The sequence below is a fragment of the Micromonospora sicca genome (assembly GCF_003172935.1).
Classification (GTDB): Bacteria; Actinomycetota; Actinomycetes; order Mycobacteriales; family Micromonosporaceae; genus Micromonospora; species Micromonospora sicca.
The window spans coordinates 22,278-40,479 of sequence record NZ_QGKS01000173.1; the positions used below are offsets into that span (position 1 = coordinate 22,278).

Annotated in this window: 15 protein-coding genes; 14 read left to right on the forward strand and 1 reads right to left on the reverse strand. The window is 72.2% G+C overall.

Going from position 1 to position 18,202, the window contains the following annotated elements; genetic code table 11:
- The first annotated feature begins 50 nt into the window (after window positions 1–50).
- The 11 genes from nuoE to DKT69_RS09485 all read left to right on the forward strand — a co-directional run bounded on the left by nuoE (window position 51) and on the right by DKT69_RS09485 (window position 14,334).
- The gene (gene nuoE, locus DKT69_RS09435; protein ID WP_109801200.1) at window positions 51–1,208 is read left to right on the forward strand and encodes an NADH-quinone oxidoreductase subunit NuoE; all 1,158 of its coding nucleotides are present in this window, start codon (window positions 51–53) and stop codon (window positions 1,206–1,208) included.
- Window positions 1,205–2,521 (forward strand): NADH-quinone oxidoreductase subunit NuoF, encoded by a 1,317-nt coding sequence (gene nuoF, locus DKT69_RS09440; RefSeq protein WP_109801201.1) that lies wholly within the window; start codon window positions 1,205–1,207, stop codon window positions 2,519–2,521. Before nuoE ends, nuoF begins: the two co-directional genes overlap by 4 nt.
- On the forward strand, window positions 2,521–5,013 hold the full coding sequence (locus DKT69_RS09445) for an NADH-quinone oxidoreductase subunit G (RefSeq protein ID WP_109801202.1): 2,493 nt from the start codon (window positions 2,521–2,523) through the stop codon (window positions 5,011–5,013). The genes nuoF and DKT69_RS09445 overlap by 1 nt, the downstream gene beginning before the upstream one ends.
- Entirely contained in the window at window positions 5,010–6,365 is a 1,356-nt protein-coding gene (gene nuoH / locus DKT69_RS09450; RefSeq protein WP_109801203.1) for an NADH-quinone oxidoreductase subunit NuoH, read from the forward strand. The genes DKT69_RS09445 and nuoH overlap by 4 nt, the downstream gene beginning before the upstream one ends.
- A gap of 1 nt (window position 6,366) precedes the next feature.
- Window positions 6,367–7,008: an NADH-quinone oxidoreductase subunit NuoI gene (nuoI, locus tag DKT69_RS09455; protein WP_109801204.1), complete on the forward strand. Its 642-nt coding sequence runs from the start codon at window positions 6,367–6,369 to the stop codon at window positions 7,006–7,008.
- The gene (locus DKT69_RS09460; protein WP_109801205.1) at window positions 7,005–7,778 is read left to right on the forward strand and encodes an NADH-quinone oxidoreductase subunit J; all 774 of its coding nucleotides are present in this window, start codon (window positions 7,005–7,007) and stop codon (window positions 7,776–7,778) included. Before nuoI ends, DKT69_RS09460 begins: the two co-directional genes overlap by 4 nt.
- On the forward strand, window positions 7,775–8,074 hold the full coding sequence (gene nuoK / locus DKT69_RS09465; RefSeq protein ID WP_088959269.1) for an NADH-quinone oxidoreductase subunit NuoK: 300 nt from the start codon (window positions 7,775–7,777) through the stop codon (window positions 8,072–8,074). Before DKT69_RS09460 ends, nuoK begins: the two co-directional genes overlap by 4 nt.
- An 11-nt stretch (window positions 8,075–8,085) precedes the next feature.
- Window positions 8,086–10,011, forward strand: coding sequence for an NADH-quinone oxidoreductase subunit L (nuoL, locus tag DKT69_RS09470; RefSeq protein WP_109801206.1), 1,926 nt, complete (start codon window positions 8,086–8,088; stop codon window positions 10,009–10,011).
- A gap of 64 nt (window positions 10,012–10,075) precedes the next feature.
- A complete protein-coding gene (locus DKT69_RS09475) occupies window positions 10,076–11,608 on the forward strand; it encodes an NADH-quinone oxidoreductase subunit M (RefSeq protein ID WP_109801207.1) in 1,533 nt (510 codons plus the stop codon).
- Window positions 11,605–13,158: an NADH-quinone oxidoreductase subunit NuoN gene (nuoN, locus tag DKT69_RS09480; RefSeq protein ID WP_109801208.1), complete on the forward strand. Its 1,554-nt coding sequence runs from the start codon at window positions 11,605–11,607 to the stop codon at window positions 13,156–13,158. The genes DKT69_RS09475 and nuoN overlap by 4 nt, the downstream gene beginning before the upstream one ends.
- 90 nt (window positions 13,159–13,248) lie before the next feature.
- Window positions 13,249–14,334: a polyprenyl synthetase family protein gene (locus DKT69_RS09485; protein WP_109801209.1), complete on the forward strand. Its 1,086-nt coding sequence runs from the start codon at window positions 13,249–13,251 to the stop codon at window positions 14,332–14,334.
- A 62-nt stretch (window positions 14,335–14,396) separates the two neighbouring features.
- Here the strand turns inward: DKT69_RS09485 and DKT69_RS09490 are convergent, their stop codons facing one another.
- Entirely contained in the window at window positions 14,397–15,575 is a 1,179-nt protein-coding gene (locus DKT69_RS09490; RefSeq protein WP_109801210.1) for an MFS transporter, read from the reverse strand.
- A 153-nt stretch (window positions 15,576–15,728) separates the two neighbouring features.
- Between DKT69_RS09490 and DKT69_RS09495 the strand changes: the two genes are divergently transcribed.
- The 3 genes from DKT69_RS09495 to DKT69_RS09505 all read left to right on the forward strand — a co-directional run.
- The gene (locus tag DKT69_RS09495) at window positions 15,729–16,511 is read left to right on the forward strand and encodes an IclR family transcriptional regulator (RefSeq protein WP_109801211.1); all 783 of its coding nucleotides are present in this window, start codon (window positions 15,729–15,731) and stop codon (window positions 16,509–16,511) included.
- 523 nt (window positions 16,512–17,034) lie between these two features.
- Window positions 17,035–17,529, forward strand: a complete 495-nt coding sequence (locus DKT69_RS09500) for a sigma-70 family RNA polymerase sigma factor (protein ID WP_236647421.1) — start codon at window positions 17,035–17,037, stop codon at window positions 17,527–17,529.
- Window positions 17,526–18,202: anti-sigma factor family protein (locus DKT69_RS09505; RefSeq protein ID WP_109801212.1), on the forward strand; the 677-nt coding region annotated here is incomplete at its 3' end. The genes DKT69_RS09500 and DKT69_RS09505, both read left to right, overlap by 4 nt.

An 18,202-nucleotide genomic window follows, 5' to 3' on the forward strand; every position in this document is an offset into this window, starting at 1 on the left:
GCGAGGAGTGAGCTTGCGAGCCCCGCAGTCGCGAACGGAAGGCGACTCTGATGACGACTTTCACTGAGCAGACGCGCGAGCGGGCGCGGGAGATCATCGCCCGCTACCCGGCCGACCGGTCCCGCTCGGCGCTGCTGCCGCTGCTGCACCTGGTCCAGTCGGAGGAGGGCTACGTCTCCCCGGCCGGCGTCGAGTTCTGCGCCGAGGTGCTCGGGCTGAACAAGGCCCAGGTCGGCGCGGTGGCCACCTTCTACACCATGTACAAGCGCAAGCCGACCGGCGACTACCTGGTCAGCGTCTGCACCAACACGATGTGCAACGTGCTGGGCGGCCAGGAGGTCTACGACACCCTCGCCGAGCACCTCGGCGTCGGGCACGACGAGACCACCGCCGACGGGAAGATCACCCTGGAGCACGCCGAGTGCCTCGCGGCGTGCGACTACGGCCCGGTGATGACCGTCAACTACGACTTCTTCGACGGCGTCGACCCGCAGGGCGCGGTCGGCGTGGTCGAGGAGCTGCGCGCCGGTGGCCGGCCGATGCCGACCCGGGGCGCCCGGCTCTGCACGCTCAAGGAGATGGCCGTGCAGCTCGCCGGCTTCGCCGACGAGCGCGAGGGCGCGGTCGCCGACGGCGGCCCGGGCGAGTCGAGCCTGCGCGGCCTGCGCCTGGCCGAGCAGCACGGCATCGCGGTGCCGGGCTTCGACCCGAACACCCCGATCCGGAGCAAGGCCGAGGCCGACCAGGCCGCGGCGCAGGCGAAGGCGAAGGCCGAGGCGGCCAAGCCCGCCCCCGCCGAGGCCGCCGCCGCCCCGGTCAAGGGCGGAGACGGGGCGGCCAACCCCGCCGCGAAGGCGGGGACGGCCGAGCCGGCCGAGCCGGAGTCGGTGGCCGGCAGCACGGCCCCGGACGTGAAGGCGCCGGACGACAAGTCGCCGCAGGTGCGTACCGCCGAGACCCGGCAGCCCGACGCGCGGACCGCCGTGCCGGACGCCCCCGGCACCAAGGTCCCGGCGGACAGCACCGCGCCGGCGCCGCGCGACGCCCAGGAGGCGGCGGCCGCCGGCGCGGCGGCCAACCCGCCGGCCGGCGACGGCAAGCCCGCCGGTGACGAGGCCGGGGCGCAGGAGCGCAACCTCAAGGAAGCGTCGACGGGCGCCAACGGCGCGAGCCCGACCGTCGCGAGCGAAACGGGGGGCCAGAAGTGACCACTCCTCGGCCGGAGACGCTGGCCAAGCTGACGCCGGTGCTGACCAAGCGCTGGCTGTCGCCGGACGCCTGGCGGATCGGCACCTACGAGAAGCTGGACGGCTACGCCGCCCTGCGCAAGGCGCTCAACGCCCACCCGGACGACCTGATCCAGCTGATCAAGGACTCCGGGCTGCGCGGCCGCGGCGGCGCCGGCTTCCCGACCGGTCTGAAGTGGGGCTTCATCCCGCAGGGCGACGGCAAGCCGCACTACCTGGTGGTCAACGCCGACGAGGGCGAGCCGGGCACCTGCAAGGACCTGCCGCTGATGACGCACGACCCGCACTCGCTGGTCGAGGGCGTGATCATCGCGTCGTACGCGATCCGGGCCAACCGCGCCTACATCTACATCCGCGGCGAGGCGGTGCACGCCGCGCGCCGGCTGCGCAACGCGGTGGCCGAGGCGCGGGCCAAGGGTTACCTGGGCCGGAACATCATGGGCAGCGGCTTCGACCTGGAACTGGTGGTGCACTCCGGCGCCGGGGCGTACATCTGCGGTGAGGAGACCGCGCTGCTGGACTCGCTGGAGGGCTTCCGGGGCCAGCCCCGGCTGCGCCCGCCGTTCCCGGCGACCCACGGCCTGTACGCCAGCCCGACGGTGGTCAACAACGTCGGCACCATCGCCAGCGTGCCGTACATCGTGCTCGGCGGCGCGGACTGGTGGAAGACCATGGGCACGGAGAAGTCCTCCGGGCCGATGATCTACTCGCTGTCCGGCCGGATCGCCAACCCCGGCCAGTACGAGTGCTCGATGGGGATCACCCTGCGCGAGCTGATCGACCTGGCCGGCGGCATGCAGCCCGGGCACGAGCTGAAGTTCTGGACCCCGGGCGGGTCGTCGACCCCGCTGCTCACCGCCGAGCACCTGGACGTGCCGCTGGACTTCGAGGGGGTGGCGGCGGCCGGCTCGATCCTGGGCACCACGGCCACCCAGATCTTCTCCGACCAGGACTGCCCGGTGTACGCGACCTACCGCTGGCTGGAGTTCTACCACCACGAGTCGTGCGGCAAGTGCACCCCGTGCCGGGAGGGCAACTACTGGATGGTCCGGGTCTACCGACGGATCCTCGCCGGCCAGGGCACTCACGAGGACCTGGACACCCTGCTCGACACCTGCGACAACATCCTCGGCCGCTCGTTCTGCGGCCTGGGTGACGGTGCCACCAGCTCGGTGACCTCGTCGCTGAAGTACTTCAAGCAGGACTACCTCGACTACATCGAGGGACGTACCGCGCCGAAGCTGTCGGACAAGCAGCTGGTGGGAGCCCACTAATGACCGACGTAGCCAAGCAGACCGAGACCGTCACCCTCACCATCGACGGCGTCGAGGTCACCGCCCCCAAGGGCGCGCTGCTGATCCGGGTCGCCGAGCAGTTGGGCACCGAGATCCCGCGCTTCTGCGACCACCCGCTGCTGGCCCCGGCCGGCGCCTGCCGGCAGTGCCTGGTGGAGGTGGAGGGCCAGCGCAAGCCGGTCGCCTCCTGCACCCAGACGGTGGCCGACGGCATGGTGGTCCGCACCCAGCTCACCTCCCCGGTCGCGAAGAAGGCGCAGGAGGGGGTGATGGAGCTGCTGCTCCTCAACCACCCGCTGGACTGCCCGATGTGTGACAAGGGCGGCGAGTGCCCGCTGCAGAACCAGGCCATGTCCACCGGCCGCACCGACTCGCGCTTCCACGAGCACAAGCGGGAGTACGAGAAGCCGATGGCGATCAGCACCCAGGTGCTGCTCGACCGCGAGCGCTGCGTGCTCTGCCAGCGCTGCACCCGGTTCTCCGAGGAGATCGCCGGCGACAAGTTCATCGACCTGATGGGCCGGTCGTCCGCCGAGGAGATCAACATCTACCGGGACGACGCGTACGGCGAGGAGGGCGACGCGGGTGACGTGCCGTTCAACTCGTACTTCTCCGGGAACACCGTGCAGATCTGCCCGGTGGGCGCGCTGACCGGCGCGCAGTACCGGTTCCGGGCCCGCCCGTTCGACCTGGTCTCCAGCCCGAGCGTCTGCGAGCACTGCTCCGCCGGGTGCGCCCAGCGCACCGACTGGCGGCGCGGCAAGGTGCAGCGCCGGCTGGCCGGCGACGACCCGGCGGTGAACGAGGAGTGGAACTGCGACAAGGGGCGGTGGGCCTTCCAGTACACCCGCGCCTTCGACCGGATCACCACGCCGATGGTCCGCGACGAGCGGACCGGTGAGCTGCGCGAGGCGTCCTGGAGCGAGGCGCTGACCCGCGCCGCCGAGGGGCTGCGCGCCGCCCGGGACGGCGCTCGGGGCACGGCGGTGCTCACCGGCGGCCGGCTGACCGTCGAGGACGCCTACGCGTACGCGAAGTTCGCCCGGGTCGCGCTGAACACCAACGACATCGACTTCCGGGCCCGGCCGGTCTCCCGCGAGGAGGCCGACTTCCTGGCCAGCAACGTCGCCGGGGTCACCGACGTCACCTACGCGGACGTGGAGAACGCGCCCGCGGTGGTGCTGGTCGGCCTGGAGCCGGAGGAGGAGTGCCCGATCCTCTTCCTGCGGCTGCGCAAGGCGTACCTGAAGAAGAAGCTCACGGTGTACGCGCTGGCGCCGTTCGCCACCCGCGGCCTGGAGAAGCTCGGCGCCAAGCTGGCCCGGGTCGTGCCGGGCGAGGAGGCCAGCGTGCTGGCCGAGCACGCCACGGTCGCCGAGGCGCTCAGCACGCCGGGCGCGATCCTGATCGTCGGCGAGCGGCTGGGCGCCGTGCCGGGCGGGCTCTCCGCCGCGGCGGGCATCGCCCGGCGTACCGGGGCGAAGTTGGCCTGGGTGCCGCGACGCGCGGGTGACCGCGGCGCGGTCGACGCGGGCTGCCTGCCCAACCTGCTCCCCGGTGGCCGCCCGGTCACCGAGCCGGCCGCCCGGGCCGAGCTCGGCGAGGCGTGGGACATCGCGGCCGGGGTGATCCCGAGCCAGGCCGGCCGGGACACCGACGGCATCCTCACCGCCGCCGCGAACGGCCAGCTCGGCGCGCTGGTGGTGGCCGGCGTCGACCCGGCCGACCTGGCCGACCCGCGGCTGGCCGAGCAGGCCCTCGACGCGGTGCCGTTCCTGGTCAGCCTGGAACTGCGGATGAGCGCGGTGGCCCGCCGGGCGGACGTGGTCTTCCCGGTCGCCCCGGTGGTCGAGAAGGCCGGCAGCTTCCTCGACTGGGAGGGCCGGCTGCGGCCCTTCGAGGCCGTGCTGGAGACCGCCGCGATGACCGACGGCCGGGTGCTCGACGCGCTCGCCGCGCAGCTCGACGTCCGGCTCGGCACCGGCGACGTGACGAGCGTCCGCCGGGAGCTCGGCGCGCTGCCGTCGACCCGGGTGGGCCGCCCGCCCGTCCCCACGGTCGAGCCGGCCGCCGTCCAACAGCCCGGACCGGGCGAGGCGGTGCTGGCCACCTGGCACCAGCTGATCGACCTGGGCAGCCTGACCGACGGCGACGAGCACCTCGCCGGCACCGCGCGCCCGCCGGTGGTCCGGCTGGGCAAGGGCACCGCCGAGGCGATCGGCGTCGCCGACGGTGACCCGGTCACGGTGGGCACCGACCGCGGGGCACTCACCCTGCCGGCGGCGATCACCGAGATGCCGGACGGCGTCGTCTGGCTGCCGACCAACTCACCCGGCTCGACCGTGCGGCGCAGCCTCGGCGCGACGTCCGGCACGGTCGTACGGCTCAGCGCGCCCGCCGCGACCGGTCCGGTCGCCGCGGACGCGGCCGGTCGTCCGGGTCCCCTCCTCAACTCCGGGGGTATCCAGTGAACGCCCTCTACCTGGCGCAGGATCCGACGCTGGCGGACTTCGGCAAGGATCCGTGGTGGCTGGTCCTCGGCAAGATCGTCTTCGCCTTCGTCTTCGGTCTGCTGGCCACGCTGCTCGGCGTCTGGTTCGAGCGCCGGGTCGTCGGCTACATGCAGGTCCGGCCCGGCCCCAACCAGGTCGGCCCGTTCGGCCTGCTCCAGACGCTCGCCGACGGCCTGAAGATGGCCTTCAAGGAGGACATCCTGCCGCGGACGGCGGACAAGGTGGTCTTCTTCTTCGCGCCGACCATCTCGGTGATCTGCGCGGTCACCTCGCTGTCGGTGGTGCCGTTCGGCCCGATGGTCAGCATCTTCGGCCACCACACGCCGCTGCAGGTCACCGACGTGTCGGTGGCGGTGCTGGTGATCCTCGCCTGCTCCTCGATGGGCATCTACGGCATCGTGCTCGGCGGTTGGGCCTCTGGCTCGACGTACCCGCTGCTCGGTGGCCTCCGCTCCAGCGCCCAGATGATCTCGTACGAGGTCGCGATGGGGCTGAGCATCGTGGCGGTGTTCATGACCGCCGGCACGATGTCCACCAGCGGGATCGTCGCCGCGCAGGCGCACGGCACGCGGCTGAGCCTCGGCGGCTGGGAGGTCGCCGCACCCGGCTGGTACGCGATCCTGCTGCTGCCCAGCTTCATCATCTTCTTCATCGCCACCGTCGGTGAGACCAACCGGGCGCCGTTCGACCTGCCCGAGGCGGAGTCGGAGCTGGTCGCGGGCTTCATGACCGAGTACAGCTCGCTGAAGTTCGCGCTGTTCATGCTCTCCGAGTACGTCTCGATGGTGACCATGTCCGCGGTCACCACCACGCTCTTCCTCGGCGGGTGGCGGGCGCCGGCGCCGATCACCACCTTCTGGGCCGGCGCCAACTCCGGTTGGTGGCCGATGCTCTGGTTCTTCGGCAAGGTGCTGATCCTGGTCTTCGTCTTCGTCTGGCTGCGGGGCACCCTGCCCCGGCTCCGCTACGACCAGTTCATGCGCTTCGGCTGGAAGGTCCTGCTGCCGATCAACCTGGTCTGGATCCTGGTCCTGTCCGGGCTGCGCTCGATCGAGGACTGGCAGTCCCGGGACCGGCTGCTCGCCACCGCGATCGGCGCGGGCGTGCTGCTGCTGGCCACGCTCTTCTGGCCCAGTCGCAGGCGGGAGCCGAGGCCGACGCTCCAGGAACAGGTCAACAGCCGTCCGCACGGCAGCTTCCCGCTGCCCCCGATGGACCTGCAGGTACCACCGAGCCCGCGCACCAAGCGCGTGGTCGCCGAGCGGGAGCCGGCCAACGTCGCCGCCGGCTCGGACTCCAGGGAGGTGTGACGTGGGCGCGATCACCGGAACGTTCAAGGGCTTCGGAGTCACCTTCTCGCACATGTTCAGGAAGGTCGTCACCACCGACTACCCGTTCAAGCCGCCGGTGTCGGCGCCGCGCTACCACGGGCGGCACATCCTCAACCGGCACCCGGACGGGCTGGAGAAGTGCATCGGCTGCGAGCTGTGCGCCTGGGCCTGCCCGGCGGACGCGATCTACGTGGAGGGTGGCGACAACACCGAGGAGCAGCGCTTCTCCCCGGGTGAGCGGTACGCCAGCGTCTACCAGATCAACTACGCCCGGTGCATCTTCTGCGGGCTCTGCATCGAGGCCTGCCCGACCCGTTCGCTCACCATGAGCAACGAGTACGAGCTGGCCCGGGACAACCGGCAGGACCTGATCTTCACCAAGGAGCAGCTGCTCGCGCCGCTGCTGCCGGGGATGGAGCAGCCGCCGCACCCGATGCGGCTGGGTGACAGCGAGAAGGACTACTACATCGGTTCGCTGACCAACCCGGGCACCTCGGCCGGTGCCGAGCACTCGCCGATGGGCCCCGGTCGGTACCAGGTGGAGGAGCACCCCGGCGTGACCTTCCCCGGCGCCGAGCAGGCGGCCCAGCGGGCAGCGGCAGGCAAGGGAGACGGCGCATGACCACGCAGACGGTGCTCGCCGAGGCGGCCTCGGTCTCCGGCGGCGAGGCGGTGACCTTCTGGATCCTGGCCCCGCTGGCGCTGATCGGCGCGATCGGCATGGTCTGGGCCCGCAACGCGGTGCACTCCGCGCTCTGGCTGGTGCTGACCATGCTCTGCCTGGGCGTGTTCTACGTGCTCCAGGCGGGTCCGTTCATCGGCATGGTGCAGATCATCGTCTACACCGGCGCGATCATGATGCTCTTCCTGTTCGTGCTGATGCTGGTCGGCCGGGACGCCTCGGACTCGCTGATCGAGACGCTGCGCGGGCAGCGGACCGCCGCGGTCCTGCTCGGGCTCGGCTTCGCCGGCCTGGTTGGCAGCGGCCTCTACCGGGCCCTGCACGGCGTCCGGGCGGTCGGCCTGGAACAGGCCAACGCCGAGGGCAACGTGCAGGGCATCGCCCGGCTGCTCTTCACCAAGTACGTCTTCGCCTTCGAGCTGACCTCGGCGCTGCTGATCACGGCCGCGGTCGGCGCGATGGTGCTGGCGCACGTGGAGCGGCGCAAGGAGGACCGGATGGACCAGGTCGCCACCATGAAGGCCCGGTTCCGCCCCGGCAACTACCCCGGTCCGAAGCCCGGTCCGGGCGTCTTCGCCACCTCCTCCTCGGTGGCCACCCCGGCCCGCCTGCCCGACGGCCGGCTGACCGAGCGCAGCACGCCGGACATCCTGCCGGTCCGTGAGCTGACCGCCGAGGAGACCTCGCTGAAGGGGACGGACAAGAAATGACCCCCGACTACTACCTGATCCTCGCCGCGGTGCTGTTCACCATCGGCGCCGTCGGGGTGCTGGTCCGGCGTAATGCCATCGTGCTGTTCATGTGCGTCGAGCTGATGCTCAACGCGGCCAACCTGACGCTGGTCACCTTCAGCCGGATCAACGGTGACCTCAACGGTCAGATCATGGCGTTCTTCGTGATGGTGGTGGCGGCGGCCGAGGTCGTGGTCGGGCTCGCGATCATCATGTCGATCTTCCGGACTCGACGCTCGGCGAGCGTCGACGACGCCAACCTGCTCAAGTACTAAGGGGCAAGCAAGTGGAAGAGACTGTGCGGTACGCAGAGGCCACGGGCTTGCTGGGCAGCGTCTGGCTGCTCGTGGCGATCCCGCTGGTAAGCGCGGCGATCCTGCTGCTGCTCGGCCGGCGGGCCGACCGCTGGGGGCACTGGCTGGGGGTGGCCGCCATCGGCGCCGCCTTCGTGCTCGGCCTGACCTACTTCTTCCAGCTGCGTGGCCTGGAGAACAAGTCGGTCGAGCAGAGCCTGTGGCAGTTCATCTCGGTCGGCGACTTCAAGGTGGACTTCGGCCTGCTCTTCGACCCGCTGGCCGCGGTCTTCGTGCTGCTGATCACCGGGGTGGGCTTCCTGATCCACCTCTACGCGGTCGAGTACATGGCGCACGACGAGGGCCGCCGGCGGTTCTTCGCGTACTTCAACCTCTTCGTCGCCGCGATGCTCCTGCTGGTGCTCGGCAACAACTACGTGATGCTGTACTTCGGCTGGGAGGGCGTCGGTCTGGCGTCGTACCTGCTGATCTCCTTCTGGTACGGACGGCCGAGCGCGGCCACCGCGGGCAAGAAGGCCTTCCTGATGAACCGGGTCGGCGACGCCGGCCTGGCCATCGGCATCTTCGTCATGTTCGCCACCCTCGGCACCACCCAGTACGACGAGGTCTTCAACGGCGTGGGCGCGCTGACCGGCACCACCGTGCTGGTGCTCGGCCTGCTGCTGCTGCTCGGCGCGGCCGGCAAGTCCGGCCAGTTCCCGCTCCAGGCGTGGCTGCCGGACGCGATGGAGGGCCCGACCCCGGTGTCGGCGCTCATCCACGCGGCCACCATGGTCACCGCGGGCGTCTACCTGATCGCCCGCTCCAACCCGATCTTCTCGGCCAACCACACCCTGCAGCTCGTGGTGGTCAGCGTCGGGGCGCTCACCCTGCTGATGGGCTGCCTCATCGGCGCGGCCAAGGACGACATCAAGCGGGTGCTGGCCTGGTCCACGGTCAGCCAGATCGGCTACATGTTCCTCGGCGTCGGGCTCGGCGGCGGGGCGTACGCGCTGGCCATCGTGCACCTGCTGGCGCACGGCTTCTTCAAGGCCAACATGTTCCTCGGCGCCGGCTCGGTGATGCACGGCATGAACGACCAGGTGGACATCCGCCGCTTCGGCAACCTGTCCAAGTACATGAAGGCCACCTGGCTGACCTTCATGATGGGCTGGCTCGCCATCATCGGCATGTTCCCGTTCTCCGGCTTCTTCTCCAAGGAGCCGATCATCGTGGCCGCGTTCGAGCGGGAGGGCTGGACCGCCTGGCTCTTCGGCGGCGCGGCGCTGCTCGGCGCCGGGCTCACCGCCTTCTACATGACCCGGCTCTTCGTGCTCACCTTCCACGGCCCGGCCCGCTGGACCGAGGACATCGAGCACCCGCACGAGTCGCCGAAGCTGATGACCATCCCGCTGGTCCTGCTCGCGATCGGGTCGGTCGGCGCCGGCTTCCTGCTCGCCACTTCCGTGCCGGACTGGCTGCAGGCCACCGGCGGGCTGGGCGGCCAGGAGGAGGGGCACGAGGCGGTCCTCGCGCACTGGCTGATCACCGCGCTCTCGCTGCTGGTCACCGTGCTCGGCGCCGGGCTGGCCTGGGCGCTGTTCCGCACCGGCACGGCCACCGCGCCGCAGCCGGCCGGCGTGCTGGTCACCGCCGCCCGCCGGAACCTCTACACGGACGCCGTCAACGAGGCGGTCTTCGAGAAGCCGGGCATCTTCCTCACCCGGGCGCTGGTCTTCCTCGACAACCGGGGCGTCGACGGGCTGGTCAACGGCCTCGCCGCCGCGGTGGGCGGTGGATCGGGCCGGCTCCGGCGGCTGCAGACCGGCTTCGTGCGGTCGTACGCGACCTCGATCCTGACCGGCGCGCTGCTCGTGGTGGCGGCGTTCCTGGCGGTGCAGGCGGGGTGGCTGGCGTGATCGACCTCAACACGACCGCCCCCGCCGGCGGGCCACGCAGTCACGACGGAGGTAAGGCCGAATAATGTCCAACTTCCCGTTCCTCTCGGTGCTGACCGTGGCACCGCTGGTCGGCGCACTGGTCGTGGCCCTGCTGCCGCGCCGCTCGCCCGAGCTGGCCAAGCAGGTGGCGTTCGGCTGGTCGCTGCTGGTGCTGGTGCTGTCGGTGATCATGTGGATCACCTTCCAGGCCGACGGTGACCGGTTCCAGTTCCGCGAGTCGTACCCGTGGATCCCGAACTGGGGCGTCAACTTCACCTTCGCCGCCGACGGCATCGCGCTGGTCATGCTGATGCTGATCGCGATCCTGGTGCCGCTGGTGATCCTGGCGTCGTGGCACGACGCCGAGTCGTCGAAGCGCTCCGTGCCGGTCTACTTCGCCCTGCTGCTCGTCCTCGAGTGCACGATGATCGGCGTCTTCGCCGCCGCCGACGTCTTCCTGTTCTACGTGTTCTTCGAGGTCATGCTCGTGCCGATGTACTTCCTCATCGGCAGCTACGGCGGCCACCAGCGGCAGTACGCGGCGGTGAAGTTCTTCCTCTACTCCCTGGTCGGCGGCCTGTTCATGCTGGCCGCGGTGATCGGCCTCTGGGTGGTCGGCGGGAAGACCTTCGACTGGCAGGCGCTGAGCCAGGTGGACATCTCCACCGGCACCGCCCGCTGGCTCTTCCTCGGCTTCTTCCTCGCCTTCGCGATCAAGGCGCCCTTCTTCCCGTTCCACACCTGGCTGCCGGACGCCGGTGGCGCGGCCCCGGCCGGCGCGGCGGCGCTGCTGGTCGGCGTGCTCGACAAGGTCGGCACGTTCGGCATCCTGCGGTACTGCCTGCCGCTGTTCCCCGAGGCGTCGCGCTGGTTCGCGCCGTGGGCGCTGGCGCTCGGAGTGATCGGCATCATCTACGCCGCGCTGCTGGCGGTCGGCCAGAACGACCTCAAGCGGCTGGTGTCGTACACCTCGATCGCGCACTTCGGCTTCATCGGCGTGGGCATCTTCGCCTTCACCACCCAGGCCGGCACCGGCGCGGTGCTCTACATGCTCAACCACGGCCTCGCCACCGGCCTGCTCTTCCTGGTGGTGGGCATGCTGATCGCGCGCCGCGGCTCGGCCCTGATCAGCGACTTCGGCGGCGCCGGCAAGCTCGTCCCGGTGCTGGCCGGGGTGCTCTTCTTCGCCGGTCTCGCCTCGCTGGCGCTGCCCGGCACCGCGCCGTTCGTCTCCGAGTTCCTGGTGCTGATCGGCACCTTCACCACCAACAAGCCGGTCGCGGTGATCGCCACGCTCGGCATCATCCTGGCCGCCGCGTACGTGCTGTGGATGGTGCAGCGCACCACCCAGGGCACCCTCAACCCGGCCCTGACCGAGGTCGAGGGCATGCGCCGCGACCTCACCCTGCGCGAGAAGGTCGTGGTCGCCCCGCTGATCGCGCTGATCGTGCTGCTCGGCTTCTATCCCAAGCCGGTCACCGATGTCATCAACCCCGCCGTCCGCGCGACCATGCAGGACGTCGGTCGGACCGATCCCGCCCCGACGGTCGGCAGCGTCCAGGAGGCCGCAAAATGACCGAGCTGAAGTTGCCGTCGATCGACTACGCGGCGCTCGCTCCGATCCTGATCATGCTGGGCGTCGCCCTGGTCGGCGTCCTGGTCGAGGCGTTCGTGCCCCGGCGCCTGCGCAACACGGTGCAGCTCACGCTCGCCCTGGCGGCGGTGCTCGGCGCGCTCACCATGGTCATCCTCAACTCCGACGACCGGCTGCTCACCGCCGGCCAGGCGATCGCGGTGGACGGGCCGACGCTCTTCCTCCAGGGCGCGATCCTGGTCCTCGCCGCGATGGCGCTGCTGCTCATCGGCGAGCGCTCGATCGAGCGGGGCGGGGCGTTCGTCGCCCACGCCGCGGTCACCGCCGAGTCGCCCGACGACCGGCGGCAGGCCGAGGGCGCGAGCGGGACCACCGAGGTGTACCCGCTGGCCACCTTCGCGATCGGCGGCATGCTGATCTTCGTGGCGGCGAACGACCTGCTGACCATGTTCATCGCGCTCGAGGTCTTCTCGCTGCCGCTCTACCTGCTCTGCGCGCTGGCCCGCCGCCGGCGGCTGCTGAGCCAGGAGGCGGCGATGAAGTACTTCATGCTCGGCGCGTACGCGTCGGCGTTCTTCCTCTTCGGCGTGGCGCTGATCTACGGCTTCACCTCCGGCATCCCGGGCCGGACCGCCGGGGTCGACTTCGCCACCGTGCACGCCGCGGTCACCGACTCCCCGGCCAGCCCGGTGCTGCTCTTCGCCGGGATGGCGCTGCTCGCCATCGGCCTGCTCTTCAAGGCGGCCGCCGCGCCGTTCCACGTCTGGACGCCGGACGTCTACCAGGGCGCCCCGACGCCGGTCACCGGGTTCATGGCCGCCTGCACCAAGGTCGCCGCGTTCGGCGCCCTGCTGCGGGTCTTCCACGTCGCGTTCTCCGGGGCGGCCTGGGACTTCACCCCGGTCCTCGGCGCGGTGGCGGTGCTGACCATGCTGGTCGGCGCGGTGCTGGCGGTCACCCAGACCGACATCAAGCGGCTGCTGGCGTACTCGTCGATCGCGAACGCCGGCTACCTGCTGGTGGGCGTGCTGGCGCCCAGCAAGGACGGGCTCTCCGGCACGATGTTCTACCTGGTGGCGTACGGCTTATCGGTGCTCGCCGCGTTCGCCGTGGTGACCCTGGTCCGGGACGCCGACGGCGAGGCCACCCACCTGTCCCGCTGGGCCGGGCTGGGGCGGCGGTCCCCGTTCTTCGCGGCGATCTTCACCTTCCTCCTGCTCGCCTTCGCCGGTATCCCGCTGACCAGCGGCTTCATGAGCAAGGTCGCCGTCTTCGGCGCGGCGTGGGCAAGCGGGAACGCGTGGCTTGTCGTGGCAGGCGTGGTGACCAGCATGGTGCTGGCCTTCCCCTACCTGCGGGTCGTGGTGATGATGTGGCTCTCCGAGCCCGGCGACGCCACCCCGACGGTCACCGTGCCGGGCGCGCTCACCTCGGCGGCCCTGGTGATCGGCGTGCTCGCCACCCTGGTCCTGGGGGTCGCCCCGGCGCCGCTGCTCGACCTGGCCAACGGTGCCGCCGAATTCGTGCGATGACGGAGGTCGTCCCACCGGGGGCCGGTACGCCGTGGCGTGCCGGCCCCCGGTCCGTGTCCCCCTGTCCAGGGCAGGTCGAACGGGTGTGGCATGGTTGAAGACGTGGTGATTCCGGCTGGCGAGCGTTCAGGTGCCACCGGCTCCGGCGGTCGTCGGGGTCCGGAGGGCACGGGTCAGTTCGGCGCGCTCGGCCTGCAGCTCGCCGATCCCCGCGTCGAGGCTTCCGTGCTGGGCCTGCTGGAGGACGTCGAGGGTGAGCTGCGGGCCAGCGTGGCCAGCGCCGACCCGCTCGTCACCGAGGCCGCGCGGCACCTGATGGAGGCCGGCGGGAAGCGGTTCCGCCCGCTGCTGGTCGCGTTGGGCGCGCAGTTCGGCGACCCGACCGGGCCGCAGGTCGTCCCGGCCGCCGTGGTGATGGAACTCACCCACCTGGCGACGCTCTACCACGACGACGTGATGGACGAGGCGGCCGTGCGGCGGGGCGCCCCGAGCGCCAACTCGCGCTGGGCCAACTCGGTCGCCATCCTGGTCGGCGACTACCTCTTCGCCCGCGCCGCCGACCTGGCGGCCGACCTGGGCCCCGAGGCGGTCCGCCTGCAGGCGCGCACCTTCGCCCGGCTGGTGCACGGGCAGATCGCCGAGACCGTCGGCCCCCGGGACGGCGAGGACCCGGTCGACCACTACCTGAACGTCATCGCCGGGAAGACCGGTTCACTGATCGCCACCTCGGCCCGGTTCGGCGGCATGTTCGGCGGCGCGTCGGCCGAGCACACCGAGGCGCTGGCCGGGTACGGCGAGATCATCGGGGTGGCCTTCCAGCTCTCCGACGACCTGCTCGACATCGCCTCCGAGTCGACCCAGTCCGGCAAGACCCCCGGCACCGACCTGCGCGAGGGCGTACCGACCCTGCCGGTGCTCTACGCGCTCGCCGCGGACGACTCCGATGCCGCCTCCGTCCGGCTCCGGGAGATCCTGGCCACCGGCCCGCTGGTCGACGACGCGCTGCACGCCGAGGCCCTCGGCCTGCTCCGCGAATCTCCCGCGCTCAAGCGGGCCCGCGAGACCGTGCGCAGCTACGCCGAGGACGCCCGGACCCAGCTCGCCCCCCTCCCGCAGGGCCCGGCCCGCCGCGCCCTCGAATCCCTCTGCGACTACATCGCCGACCGCACCAGCTGACCCCGCGCCGGGCCGCTCCCTCCCGGGCGCACTCCCGCCCAGGGCGGGCCGGGGCAGAGCCGTCAGGGGTGGGTGAGCAGGCGGCTGCCGGTGAGCATGAGGGTGGCGGCCACCAGCATCGACGCCGCCGCGACGGCCCACATGGTGGGGTAGCCGAGGTGGGCGGCGACGGCGCCGAGGGCGAGCGGGCCGAGGCAGCCGCCCGCGTACACCCCGGTCTGGGTGATCGAGGTGGCGGCGGCCGGGGCCTGCGGGTGCAGCTTGACCACGGCGAAGTTCATCAGCCCGGGCCAGGCCCAGCCGAGACCGAAGCCGAGCACCACGCCGGCGACCAGCGGCACCGGGCCGGCCAGCGCGAGCAGGCCCAGCCCGCCGGCGCCGACCACCAGCATCCCGGCGATCAGGGCGACGTGGCCGCCGGCCCGGCGGTCGGCGAGCCAGCCCGCGCCCACCCGGGCCACCACGCAGACCGCGCTGCCCAGGGTCAGCGTGAGGCCGGCCAGGCCCGGTGACAGCCCCCGGCCGACCGACGAGTCCACCACGAACGTGCCCAGCGCGTTGGCCGCTGCGGCGGCCAACGTCGCCGCCAGCCCGACCACCACCAGCGCCCAGGTCGCCCGGCCGGCGCGGGAGGCGCCGGCCCGCGCGGTCCGCCCGCCCTCCTGCACGGGTACGGCCGGCAGCGCGGCCAGCGCGGCCACCGCCGCCGCCACGAACGCCCAGCGCCAGCCGGCGGTCAGCGCGATGGTGGGCACGGCCGCGCCGGCCAGCAGCGTGGAGACCGGGATCGCGGCCTGCTTCACCCCGAACGACAACCCCTGCCGGTGCGCGGGCACGTGCCGGGCCAGCGCGGCGTTGCTGGCGAGCTGGCCGAGGGCGTTCGCGGCGGCGCTGAGCCCGAGCAGGGCCACCAGCGCCGGGTACGACCGCGCCAGCGCCGCCACGGCCAGCAGCGAGCCGGCGGAGAGCAGGATGCCGGCGCGGGCCACCACGGCCGGGCCGTACCGCTCGACCAGCGCCCCGGAGGGGACGGAGGCGAGCGCGCTGATCCCGAAGTAGACCGAGACGGCGAGACCCAGCCCGGCGGGGGAGAAGTGGAGGTCGTCGGCCATCTGCACGGCGAGGCCGCCGACCAGGAAGACGGGCAGCACGCAGGCGATGGTGGTGGCGATGGCGCCCGCGCTGGCGCGGACGGTCCGCCGCGGCGCGTGAGGTGCGGGGTCGAGCAGGGTGTCGGTCATGGTCAGGCAAACCTACGCCGTCACGTTTTGGCAGCGGATCGTGTCTGTCGGTGCACGGCCCGTGCCCGGTGATCTGGCATCCTCGATCCGAACAGGCATTTCGCACTCGGCCTGTTTTTCATATGGTGTAAGTCCCCGGCGGCGGAGGTGGTTGTGCGCGACCCCTTGGCGGAACCTTCGGACCTGATCCGGAGCGTGTCCCGCGCGCTTCGAGTGCTCGAGTCGGTCGGTCGTGCGCCCAAGGGCCTGACCGTCAAGCAGATCGCCCGCCGCTGCGAGCTGACCGTGGCCACCACGTACCACCTGGTGCGCACCCTGGCATACGAGGGCTACGTGATCCGCCGCGAGGACGGGACATACATCGTGGGGCTGGAGGTGGCCGACCGCTACCGCGAACTGGTGACCGCGTTCCGCGGGCCGCAGGCGGTCGGTGAGTCGCTCCGCCGGGCGGCCGTCGACACCGGGTACAGCCACTACCTCGGGCGTTTCGTGGGCGGCCAGGTCGCCGTCACGGCGGTCGCCGAGGGGCCGCGGTCGCCGTACCTGGAGGACCTGGTGCCCGGCTTCGACGAGGGCGCGCACGCCACCGCGCTCGGCAAGAGCCTGCTCGCCACCCTCACCGCCGAGCAGCGCTTCCGCTACCTGCGCGAGTACGGCATGCGCCCGTTCACCAGCGCCACCCTGACCACCGTCGAGGCGTTCGAGGCCGACCTGGCCGCCGGTGACCGGCGCGGCATGCAGCTGGAGCTGGGGCAGTTCCGGCAGGGTGTGGCCTGCGCCGCCGTGCTGGTCACCCCGGACAAGGACATCGAGCGTCGGGTGGTGCTGGCCTGCGCGCTGCCAGCCAGCGAGATGATGACCTCCGCCCGGGTGGTCCGGGCCAAGCTACTCACCGTCGCCCGGGCCGTCGCCGACGGCATCGCCGCTGAGGGCTGACCGGCACCGCCGGTCGCGGGTCGGCCGGCCGGGACACCGGACCTGCCGCGTCTCGTTCCGCTCGGGGCGGCGCGAAGGGCCCCGTCCCTGGCGGGAAGCGGGGCCCTTCGGGCGGCGGTCCAGCGCCGGACCGCCACGGGGAACGTCAGCGGGACGTTCACGCCGACCCCGCCGCCGGGCCTCGGTTCCTCGCGTCGCGGGCAAGACGACTGCTCCGTGTGCCCGCGCGGCTGGAGCAGCTCGTCGAGGACGGCCGCACCAAGACCCTGCTCCACACTGCCGAGGCGGACTCGGCGCTGGGCGACGTCGTCGGTGGCACGGCGGAATCACCCGCGCGCCTACCGGGCGGACGCTGCCAGGACCCGGTGAGCGCGGGTCGGCCGAGATGTGAACCGGGTATGAATACATGCGGCGCGAGCTGCGGTGAACCGATCGGGGCCACCGCACGTATTGACGGGCGAACGCACCGCCCGGACCCGCCGTCGAGAGCGAGGTGTCCGCCATCACCGACCACGACGCCCAACTGCTGCGCGCGCTGCACGACGAGCACGCCGACGCGCTCTTCGCGCACGCCCTCCGGCTGGTCAACGGCGACCGGACGCGCGCCGAGGACCTGGTGCAGGAGACGCTGCTGCGGGCGTGGCGGCACCCGGAGGCGCTGGACCCCACCCGCGGCTCGGTCCGCGCCTGGCTCTTCACCACCGCCCGGAACCTGGCGATCGACGCCTGGCGGCGCCGGTCCACGCGCGTCGGCGAGGTCTACACCGACGAGCTGCCCGAGCCCGCCGACACGGTCGACGAAACGGAGCGCGCGGTGGAGGCGTGGACCGTGGCCGAGGCGCTGAACCAGCTCAGCCCGACCCACCGCGAGGTGCTGGTCGAGTGCTTCTACCAGGGACGGTCGGTGGCCGAGGCCGCCGCCCGGCTCGGCGTGCCACCGGGCACGGTCAAGTCGCGCACCCACTACGCGCTGCGCTCACTACGGTTGGTCCTGGCCGAGATGGGGGTGACCCGATGACCCGCTGCGAGTTCGCGCACGACGACGGCGCGTACGTGCTGGGCGCCCTCGCTCCCGGCGACCGCGCCGCGTACGAGCGGCACCTGGCCGGCTGCGCGACCTGCCGGGAGGCAGTGGCCGAGATCGCGGTCCTGCCGGGGCTCCTCGGTCGGCTCGACCCGGCCGGGCTGGAGCAGTTCCTCCCGTCCGCGTCCGAGACCTCGCGGCTGCCCGCGCTGCTCTCCGCCGCCCGGGACCGCCAGCGCCGCGCGCGATCCCGGTCCCGCCGACGGTACGCGCTGACCGCGCTCGCCGCCGCCGTGCTCGCCCTGCTGGTGGGGGTCGGGGTGACCCTGGCCCGTCCGGACGCGGCCGACCCTGCGGAGGTGCCGATGGTGGCCATGCGGCCGGTCGCCGGCACGGTGCCCGTGCACGCGGAGATCGGGTTGACCCGCACCGACTGGGGGACCCAGGTCACCATGCACTGCGGCTACGACCAGTGGGGCGGGCACCGCCAGGCGTGGACCTTCCGGCTGGTGGCCCACGGCCCGGACGGCGCGACGGAGCAGATCGGCTCCTGGCTCGCCGCCCCCGGCGAGGACGTCCGTCTCACCGGCGCCACCCGCTTCACCGGCGGCGAGCTGGTCCGGCTGGAACTGCTCCGCGGGGACAACACCCCCGTCCTCACCTACGA

Bases quoted from the DNA above. Each gene is read 5' to 3' on its own strand.
- nuoE (WP_109801200.1), top strand. From the start codon at position 51: ATGACGACTTTCACTGAGCAGACGCGCGAGCGGGCGCGGGAGATCATC.
- DKT69_RS09445 (WP_109801202.1), top strand. From the start codon at position 2,521: ATGACCGACGTAGCCAAGCAGACCGAGACCGTCACCCTCACCATCGAC.
- DKT69_RS09460 (WP_109801205.1), top strand. From the start codon at position 7,005: ATGACCACGCAGACGGTGCTCGCCGAGGCGGCCTCGGTCTCCGGCGGC.
- nuoK (WP_088959269.1), top strand. From the start codon at position 7,775: ATGACCCCCGACTACTACCTGATCCTCGCCGCGGTGCTGTTCACCATC.
- DKT69_RS09475 (WP_109801207.1), top strand. From the start codon at position 10,076: ATGTCCAACTTCCCGTTCCTCTCGGTGCTGACCGTGGCACCGCTGGTC.
- nuoN (WP_109801208.1), top strand. From the start codon at position 11,605: ATGACCGAGCTGAAGTTGCCGTCGATCGACTACGCGGCGCTCGCTCCG.
- DKT69_RS09485 (WP_109801209.1), top strand. From the start codon at position 13,249: ATGGTTGAAGACGTGGTGATTCCGGCTGGCGAGCGTTCAGGTGCCACC.
- DKT69_RS09490 (WP_109801210.1), bottom strand. From the start codon at position 15,575: ATGACCGACACCCTGCTCGACCCCGCACCTCACGCGCCGCGGCGGACC.